The organism is Peribacillus asahii (assembly GCF_003570725.1).
GTDB classification, from domain to species: Bacteria; Bacillota; Bacilli; order Bacillales; family DSM-1321; genus Peribacillus; species Peribacillus asahii.
On record NZ_QWVS01000005.1, the window covers coordinates 67,502 to 77,356 of the forward strand.

Sequence of the window (9,855 nt, forward strand, 5' to 3'; positions counted from 1 at the left end):
TTTTATTAGTTTTAATATATTATACTATACTATAGCTTATTTTAGGAGTGAGTACTTTGTGGAAGAAGAATATTGTTGAATTTCCCCGATTATTATCGATTGGAAATATTTCAAATGGTTTTGTGGCCTGGCTATTCGGCGCAACTGGACCATTACTGATTGTTTTACAAGCAGCTTCGAAAGGCCACCTATCTGATTCAGCCATTACATCCTGGATCTTTGCTATTTATGGAATTGGAGGATTGCTATCGATTGGTCTCTCCTTTTATTACCGCCAGCCGATTGGATATGCTTTTTCGATTCCTGGTGCAATCCTTGTCGGAGCATCCTTATCTCATTACACATTTAGCCAGGTAGTTGGTGCCTATCTCGTGACAGGCATCGTCATTTTTCTTTTAGGAATATCTGGAATGATCGATAAATTAATGAAGGTCCTTCCTATGCCAGTCATGATGGGAATGGTTTCCGGCGTCCTTCTTCCTTTTGGTACAGATATGTTTCGTTCTATTCTCGACAACCCCTTGTTAAATGGAATTCCTTTTCTAGTATTTCTTGTTCTTTCTTTTTTCGGAAAGCTGTCAAAAAAATTTCCTCCCATTGTTGGGGCTATTCTCACATCTATTGTTTTATTAAAAGTATTACCAGGAATTCAAGTTCATGGTGTATCATTTTCTTTGGCGGTACCGCACGTTGTCTTTCCTTCCTTTAATCTATCTGTGATGGGAGAACTGGTTATTCCGTTAGTGCTTACGGTCATCGCAATACAAAATGCTCAAGGAATTGCTGTTCTGGAGAGTGCGAATTATCTCCCGCCCATTAATTCTATGACGAGTTGGAGCGGGATTGGATCGATTCTCAATGGATTTATGGGCGGCCATTCTGCTTGTATTGCCGGTCCAATGACTGCCTTATTAGCAAGTAAAGAATCTGGATTGAAAGAAAATCGATATGCCGCTGCAATCGTATTAGGAATTTTGTCATGTTTATTAGCTGTTTTTGCACCAATGGCGGCAGCCGTTCCCCATTTGATTCCCTCCTCATTAATTAAAATGCTGGGCGGGCTGGCCATGATTAATGTCCTTATTGACTCTTTGAAGACGAGCTTTTCAGGGCGTTTTAAAACAGGTGCTTTATTTTCATTTTTGATTACACTTTCTGGAATTTCTATCTTTCATATCGGGGCACCTTTTTGGGGATTGGTTGGAGGAACCTTAGCTTCCTTCTTCTTAGATCGAACAGATTTAAAACCTTCTGCTTCACACGATCAAACAACTCAATCGGTTTAATAGTCACAAAAAAAGCTACCGTACTTTGGTAGCTTTTTTTCTTTAGTCTTGAGCAAGCTTATCCCTATTTAGTGCAACAGGAGGTTTCTCCATCCACTCATTTTTTATCATAAAGGTTTTTATATTTTCTTCATATTGATACACATCTGCAATTATCTTTGCATATGTAGTTTTTAAATCTTTTCGGATACTTACTGCTGCACTATACCCATAACTGGCGATACCATCACGATTAAGTTGGTCTAATAGATAAGATATTAATTTATCTGAAAAAGGAGATGTTTTACCATCCAAAACATTCGTATCCCAAGTCATTGAAATAGGCAAATCATTTCGAATTAAAATATCACCTAATTTGTCTATAATATTTAAAGATAATTCTTTTCCATGTTGCAATAAACTCATTAATTGCTGATTAGATGTAGATTGTATAAATCCAATTAATAAGTTTTTACCAATATAATTCATAAAAACATTTTTGTGTAGCTCATTTGCTTCTCTTGCCGTTAATTCTCTATTATCCTTAAAGAAGTTACCCAAAAATCCTTTATCTGCAATTGGATTTGTTTCATGAGTGGAGGTAATTGAAGGAGGTCTTACAAATACTCCCTTTTCCAATAGAATAGTTGTTGTACGTTCAAATAAACTTGAAACGTTTTTTAATTGTTCGTGGAAAAAATTGCGGATATCCTCCCTTACTGAATCGGATAGTGCCATACTTGTTAAGGACATTCCAGTTTTAGACATATTATTTAAATAAAATAGTATAAAAATATCCGTATACATCTTAGGGGCATTTGGGTTTAAATCATCTTTAATGTTAAAGCCTTTGGGGATTGGATAGTTTTCACTTCGTAGAACAGATTCAAAAAATTGTACAGCAGATTTAGAAATAGAACCCGCCTCACTACAAAGAGATTTAACTTCTTCTAGTTCAGATGTTAAGGTAAGATACTCCAAAACAATATTTGACATACTATTATTCATTAACTGTTCCCAACAGTGTGCTAACTCACCCGCAGTTAACTTTGCAGCCTTTTTATTATCCATATAATCAATTCCTTTTTAAGATTAATTTTATATTCTATAACAAGTATCTGGTATTTTTTTATCAATTATGTAATATTGCATGGAAAATTAATGATTTTTTGGTTTGACAAGGGAGATATCATAACTAAAAGGGCTTTTCAAATATTCAGCAATGGGGGACTTTAAAAAAGTTTGCGAAATATTGCACTTAAACTATCGGGTAGCTTTAGTTGAATAAAAGAGACAGTAAAAGCTGTCTCTTTTATTCAGTAAGGCATTAGCAACAATCTCTACGAACAGAATCATAACAAAAAACATACATTTAAGGGTTGTCACCCTAAGATAACTCGAGTCAGTTCTCTTTTATTTTTCGTCCGTTCCCAAATGAGTACATACGAAATGTGTTAGATTTCCCCTCAAAGTTCTAGGGGCTTACTCACCTACCATACCGTCCTTATCATTATCTTGCATATATGGGTATAACCAATGATCACTCGTTATTGGCATACTAAAACCTGCTGCTTTTGCTTCTTTAATCGTTACTTGACCATTTCCATCTGTATCAACGCTAGAAATGTCTTTAGTGCCATTCGAAGCATCGGACTTATTAGAACTTGTTGACTTATTTGAGTTAGTTGATTTACTTTCAGTTAATCCTAGAGATTTATTTATTTCATCAGGGTTGCCGTTATCAAACTCATCTACAATTTTATTCCCTTTTAAAGTATAAGTGTACTTGTAATGAGAAGGAATCTGTGTTTCCGTATTAGGATATGTGATAATTGCTTCAAAATTAGTAGCTCCACCAGCTTTACGAATGGCATCTTCCATATATGCTTGATCACCATGTCGGTTAAGCGTACTTTCTTGTGGAGTAATATTGTAAGCATTGGATACCCCTCCGAGAGAATCTGCAATGATATGTCCTTCATCTAAATCTGCTCTCTCAACACCAGGAACTTTTGCTTCGTCATTGTAGTATCTGCCAGACGATGTTACAGGTTCGTTATCGTCATCTTGTAGAACGATTTCGTCAGCAATGACACGTACTAGTTGCCCATGTTCATTAGTAAATGCCCAATATTCACGGTCCCCAAAACCAATGTCAACGACGACGTTAGGTTCACGATATCCAGACAAATCACCGCCATCAACTTCAATAAGTTTGTATCCTGAGAAGCGTTCATTATTTGATTGGGTTGGTGTTCCCTCTACTACTTGTTTTTCAGTCGTAGTTTTTTCTGTTCCATTATTATTTGTTGTTACTTCTTGTGAATCTGTTTCTTTATCTGTAACGGATGCATCTTCTACGTTCGTACAACCAACTATAAAGATGGCAGTTAAAAATAAGATTAAATAGTTTATTTTCTTTTTCATTTTAGGACTCCTTATAGTATTTTTTTACTGAACATTCTAGAAATCTTTGAATAAAACATAAATTAACATTGTTAACCTACTTATAATAGCATATTACAATATTAATTTTATTACAGTAGATACTTAGTTCGAAGTATGTGGTATTAAATCCCAATGAAATGTGACTTTAAGAGATAAATTTTACACTTTTCAAACGCTATTTTGCACTATATATAAGTAAATATAAAAAGCCCAATTTCAACATAAATGAAATTGGGCTTTTTTCATTGCTCCATTAAAGCCAACCTTTAACATAGGTTAATAAACCAATAAGAGCACCAATACTGGCTGCAGGAAAGACATAAAGAGCTAGCTGTAAATCTTGTTTTTTCTTTTTATCTTCTTTAAACATACTTTACACCTCCTATGAAATTATTCCAGGAAAACATCATTCGATTATCTGGACTTAAACAAGAAAAAGGCTTCACTCCATATTAAAGTAAAGCCCCCGTTACCTTAAGTACAATACTTCGCAAAGTAATGAATAATACTTTTCAAAAAATAATGTAACCATTCCTCTCTCACAGTTGAAGGTTTTATGACTTTCTTTATAACTACCTCAACAAATTGTTGTTTTCGTTAAATGGAGCATGGATTCCTTTTATGTAAGTTACCAACTATTTTCCGCAAGTTACCTCTCACCAACTTCCATTTATTGGAATTATGCAGACTTGAAAGGAATTTCATCATACAATATCGAGAGCTGAATCGAATATACTTTTAGGTGAAAAGAGGTGTCTGAAATTTGAAAATTTCCCTTAACATTGACAAAGCACTTAAAGAAACGAAAGTTACCATCGAAGGGCCTGAGTTGGATGAAAATATACAGGAACTCATTGACTTCTTCTATGGAAGGGAGCAACAATTCCTGATTGGAAAAAAGGGAGAAATGCAACATATTCTCAAACCGGATGACATCCACTATTTTCATACTGAAAATGATCATATTATCGCCGTAACGGAAACAGATTCTTTTATTTTAAAAGAGAAATTATATGAGCTCGAGTCCATGCTCTCTTCTAAAAAATTTATCCGCCTGTCTAAATCGGTTATCGCCAATTTGAATCAATTGAGCCATTTTGAAGCATCATTCAATGGTACACTCTGCGTTTACTTCAAATCAGGAAGGAAGGAATATGTGTCTCGTACCTATGTCCCTGCGATTAAAGAGGCTCTAAAATTGAATAGGAGGAAAGTAGAATGAAAACTTTTATTATCCGTAGTTTCATCGGTATTTTCTTCGGAGGCTTTATTGCGGTTTTAGTCACCAATTTGAATATCCTTTTTGATGGCTTCGAAATGATAGATGGACCATTATTTTTGAAAAACTCCGTAGGTTTTGTTCTCTGCGGCTGGTTTTTTACAGTCAGTCCTTTGTACTTTGAAAACAGGAATTTGAAACTTTCCCAACAGACCATTCTTCATTTTTTAACCGTCACAATCCTATACCTCATCTTGGCACTCATGATCGAATGGATCCCATTTAATATCATGAATATTTTGTTAACACTCTTAATTTCCATTGTCACCTATACAATCTTTTGGGTTGCATTTTATCTTTACTTCAAAAATCAAGCACGGAAATTAAATGATGATTTAAAGAAACTATAATAACGGCAATTTATTATCATTCAGGAAATATCCCAATTTTACAAATTTCGCCACATCCCTATTAAACTCTGCTGCTCATTAATGGAATAAGAAAATGTGAATTTACAAAACTAAAAAAGTTTTAACCCATTAAAAAAATTAGAGGTTGTAACTACTCTTAATTCAACAGATGCTGGTGAGAGCGGAATGTTCGCTCTTGTTAATCCAAAAATTTATTAATAAAAATCAACAAAGGCTGACATTGTGTTAGCCTTTGTTTTTCACCTTCAATACAACTAGCTAATTATCAACTAACTCGTACTGGTTCTTTCCCTTATATTAGAATAGAGCTACTCACAAGTTATACTTTTTGATACACAAAAAAAGACACCCGTTAATGAGTGCCCTCCTTCTTTTTGTCTATTACTTCGGATAACTCCGATACATGTACTAATTTAATTTCATGATACATTGTTTTGTCTTTTTGAATTTCACAATAACCAGAATCGTATTGTTTAAGAACATAATATTTTTCGCCTTGATATATTACAATTTCAACCCCCATTAATTGCACCCCGAAAACTATGTTTTAATGTACTAATTCTACTACATAATTCTTATTTTATATATATTCAATATTTGGTACTTTTTGATACGCTTCTTTCTTATAACTTTTGAAACAAAGGATGTGTCTGATACTTTGATTTAGAACGTCTTTTGGTAGTACTATTTACTCTAGATTTAGTTTGAATGTGGTAGTACCATAAAAGAAAGTTTTGGGATATATATCCATTTTAAAAAGTAGGAGTATAATTTTTTAGTATTAAATTCACAAAAGGGCGCCCAAAAACTGTGATTTTACATATTTCAACATCATTAGGGATACCAACCAACATTCCACGATTCGCTAGTAGGACCACTATACTCTCTAACAGGAGGGCAAGTATTTTGGATACATCTTTTAAACAGCACGCAAAGGAATATATTGATTCTGATAGAGTTTATATCATTAACAATCCTAATAGTTTTAGAAACAAATTTTTAAAACGGAATAAAAAGGTCACGATTGTTACGGCCTCATATAATTCGGAGAATTTTATAAAGCAAACAATGGATTCCGTTATTAATCAAACTATTGGTATGCATAATATTGAACATATTATAGTTGATGATTGTTCAACTGATAATAGTCCAGAAATAATAAAGGAGTATGCTTTACAGTATAATAATATTTGTTTTGTTTCACTTAAAGAAAATAGCGGATCTCCAGGTTTACCAAGAAACATTGGGATTGAATTAGCTACGGGTAAGTACATTACATTCTTAGATGCGGATGATTGGCTCGCTCCTGATGGAATTGAAGCCCTTTATAATATTTTAGAAGAAACCAATGATGATTATGTCGTTGGAAAAACGATAAAAGTTGAAACTAAAGAACAAAGTATTGTCGGGGAATTTGCTTCTATCATGGAAAGACGGAGTATATCCCCATTTGATGTACCGCACTTTTTTCATCATATGGGACCTCCATCTAAAATGATGAAGTTGTCATTACTAAAAGAACACGATATACGATTTCCAGAAATGAAGTTTGCTGAAGACAAGTTGTTTTTCTGTGATGTGTTTTTCCATGTGAACCGTGTATCTACGACAACCAAACCTATATATTATGTTAATCGAACGGACGACAATCCTAGTTCATTAACCCGGGTGACAAACGTTTTAGATAAAAGAAGATCCGATCTCAATGTAATAAATTATATCAAAGTTAAAAAGCTGTCTATTGAAAAAGAGAAAGCAGCTTTAACTAGAATTTATGAAACTGACATCGTAAAAACATTCGATAGCTGGCTTTTTGTAAAATCAGAAAGCAAGGAAGATTTCATTGAGATACTTGAGCAAGCAATAGAAACAACAAAAAATTTGCGCTATGACTTTAGAAAAGGATTTAAAACTCCTTTCTATCGTGCTGCAATTGACTTGTTTCTAGAAGGAAGAAAAGACGACTTTATTAAACTATTCGAGTGGTCAAAAAGGGATAAAAACAAGAAATATGTTATTCAAGATTCATTCCCTTATTATGAAGTCCCCTTTTTGGAGGACAAGTATCGATTCATTAGAATACCAATGCTTGCTAAAGCACTTGATTCTTATGTAGTGAATAATCGATATGTGCAAACGTTTGAAATCTACGGCGACTATATTGATAACATCAATACGGTTCTGATAAGAGATCGAAAACGCTTTGATAATGAAGTCCATTGTGATTTTCACATTTCAGGAAACTTTGGGCAGCTTCAAGTGAATTACAAGGATTTAGATAAACTCAAAAATTCCTTATTTACGGTTTTTATAAGATACAACGATTATCAACTCATTAACATTAAGCGAATTTTAAAAACTCAAGTAACTCATGGTAAGCGAAATGTTGAGTTCTATACTTCGTTAGCAAACAATTTATCGCTATCTATTAAATCATAAAAGGAGTAGCACCGCATTGCCAGCGGGACCCCTATAAAACTACATATAAATAGAAGACATCCTTAGTAGATGTCTTTTTTGTTATGATTCTGTTCGTAGAGATTGTTGCTAATACCTTAATAAAAGAGACAGCTTTTACTGTCTCCGTTCTTGAACTAGCACTGCTCTATAGTTTAAGTGTAATCCTTCACAAAGACCATACTAGCAACACCATCAGAGTTCACTTTTCTTGAGATTCTTCCTCCATTTGAATAATGATATATTCTACTTATTCCTTCCCCTAAATTCATAAAGAGAATGAATGGATAATTGTGCAGAAATATCCTCTCTTCAAGTTCTAAGAATATTTTTCAATTTTCTTGTGTTTTATTTCGTTTATAAAAATTGACTTGAGATTGATGATGTCGAAACTTTCTTTGACACCCTCTCACGCCTCCACCATCCCAGTAAAACATTTGAACAGGACAGACACCTTTTTACTATCATAACACTGTATTGCAAACGACGGCTCAAACCAATTCAGTTTAATGTACGCATTTTGTTGATGAGGTTGCTTGTATTCCGCTTTCTTTATCACAATCATGTAGATTGGCACTTATATAACTCTTTAAATATGCATAAAAAGCACGTCATATATTCTAACACAAATAAAGATTTAAAATAGGATTATCAGTATGATGTTAGTATAAATCATATTGAGGAGAGGGAGATTCCTATGAAAATGTTTATGAATGCTTTTAAAGAGAATACCTCGTGTATTATTGAAACCGCTTATCTTTATATACTATTCTTACTTGTAGAGTTGCAAACTACTACTGGTAATGCCATAAAATTAAAATAAACTCTTAATTATCTCAATGATTTGTTTATAGAAAATCCTAAACCTCTATTATTATAGATAAAATCCCCATTCTAAAACACTTCCTCAATTAATATTAAATGTGAGTTAAATAAGAATCCCTCCTTTTTTAATATAAACAAAATGCCCTACTGACAAAAAACCAGCAGGGCATTTTGTTTATATTCATTAACTAAATATTTATAGATGCGTCTTTTTTTCTATTATTAAATTTTCTTTCATAATACACTGTAAAGCCGACTAACACTGGAACAAGAATAAATGTCGGAAGCAGCCATAAAAACAGGTTTGAAGATTGAATGTTTAATAATCTTGGAGCTCCAAATACAGTAAAGGCCGTAACTGTTGAAATACTGCAAGCAATCATTCCTCCAAAATGTTCAAATAGCCAGTGCATCTTTTTCACCGGTTTACGCAACCAATAATTTAATTGGATTCCGCCTAATAAAAGACCTAGTAAAGGAAAATAAGTAATAAGTGCTGACTCAATAATTAGACCATATATCCCAACCCCAATTCCTGAAGAAAGCAGCAGTAGACTGACAAGAAGATCGATTACTTTACGATGCGTATCTTTTCTCTTTTCAAATCGGAGTACACGTATTCCGTACCATGCAGATGCACCGCTCAGAATAGAAATAAATATTAAGAACCACGAAAAAGAAATTCTATCAGCATCCGCTTGATTATCGAAAAATACTCGATATACCCCCATATAAAAGGCTGAAATGGCAACTGCACTCATAGCGTATACATAAATCCACCCGATAGTGTTATGAACTTTGCCTCCCTTTTTGGTAACCATAGGTATCCAAAAAAGAATTAGCGCTACAAATCCCGCTACGATGTGTACAATTCTAAACAACGAAAAAACCTCCACTATATGTCCTCCCCTGATTTTATTTTTTTAACCTTCATAATATTCATATATTAGAAAAGCAAGGAAAATTACTTCCTTAGTATAACATGTAAGATTAACCCTCCAATGTTGTTTCATGTTGCCAAAAATGCAATATAGTTTCTCATATATTCATTGGTGATAGTTATTCTATATATTCTATCGATATCAATCGTAAAATATATGATGTTTAATACCTGTTCTAAAAAAATAAACAAATATGCGAATAGTCTAAGAAGTCAAAACCACCCGTGATAACGGATGGTTTGCTCTACGGCTGAAAGCCTTTGTTACTG

At 33.6% G+C, this 9,855-nt stretch carries 7 protein-coding genes; 4 read left to right on the forward strand and 3 right to left on the reverse strand.

What is annotated here, in order from left to right; genetic code table 11:
- Positions 1–56: 56 nt before the first annotated feature.
- On the forward strand, positions 57–1,286 hold the full coding sequence (locus tag D1953_RS03930; RefSeq protein ID WP_182480491.1) for a benzoate/H(+) symporter BenE family transporter: 1,230 nt from the start codon (positions 57–59) through the stop codon (positions 1,284–1,286).
- Between the two features lie 42 nt (positions 1,287–1,328).
- Here D1953_RS03930 and D1953_RS03935 read toward each other — a convergent pair whose 3' ends face one another.
- Together D1953_RS03935 and D1953_RS03940 are read right to left on the reverse strand one after the other, a co-directional pair.
- Positions 1,329–2,336, reverse strand: coding sequence for a DUF3231 family protein (locus D1953_RS03935; protein ID WP_119115864.1), 1,008 nt, complete (start codon positions 2,334–2,336; stop codon positions 1,329–1,331).
- A gap of 411 nt (positions 2,337–2,747) precedes the next feature.
- Entirely contained in the window at positions 2,748–3,692 is a 945-nt protein-coding gene (locus D1953_RS03940; protein WP_119115865.1) for a DNA/RNA non-specific endonuclease, read from the reverse strand.
- Between the two features lie 784 nt (positions 3,693–4,476).
- Between D1953_RS03940 and D1953_RS03945 the strand changes: the two genes are divergently transcribed.
- The 3 genes from D1953_RS03945 (at position 4,477) to D1953_RS03955 (ending at position 7,802) form a co-directional block, all read left to right on the forward strand.
- Entirely contained in the window at positions 4,477–4,935 is a 459-nt protein-coding gene (locus D1953_RS03945) for a LytTR family DNA-binding domain-containing protein (protein WP_119115866.1), read from the forward strand.
- Complete coding sequence (locus D1953_RS03950) at positions 4,932–5,342, forward strand: DUF3021 domain-containing protein (protein WP_119115867.1); 411 nt, start codon at positions 4,932–4,934, stop codon at positions 5,340–5,342. The genes D1953_RS03945 and D1953_RS03950 overlap by 4 nt, the downstream gene beginning before the upstream one ends.
- A 927-nt stretch (positions 5,343–6,269) precedes the next feature.
- On the forward strand, positions 6,270–7,802 hold the full coding sequence (locus D1953_RS03955) for a glycosyltransferase family 2 protein (RefSeq protein WP_182480492.1): 1,533 nt from the start codon (positions 6,270–6,272) through the stop codon (positions 7,800–7,802).
- A 1,031-nt stretch (positions 7,803–8,833) separates the two neighbouring features.
- Here the strand turns inward: D1953_RS03955 and D1953_RS03960 are convergent.
- On the reverse strand, positions 8,834–9,526 hold the full coding sequence (locus D1953_RS03960) for a DUF2306 domain-containing protein (protein ID WP_281271522.1): 693 nt from the start codon (positions 9,524–9,526) through the stop codon (positions 8,834–8,836).
- Between the last annotated feature and the right edge of the window lie 329 nt (positions 9,527–9,855).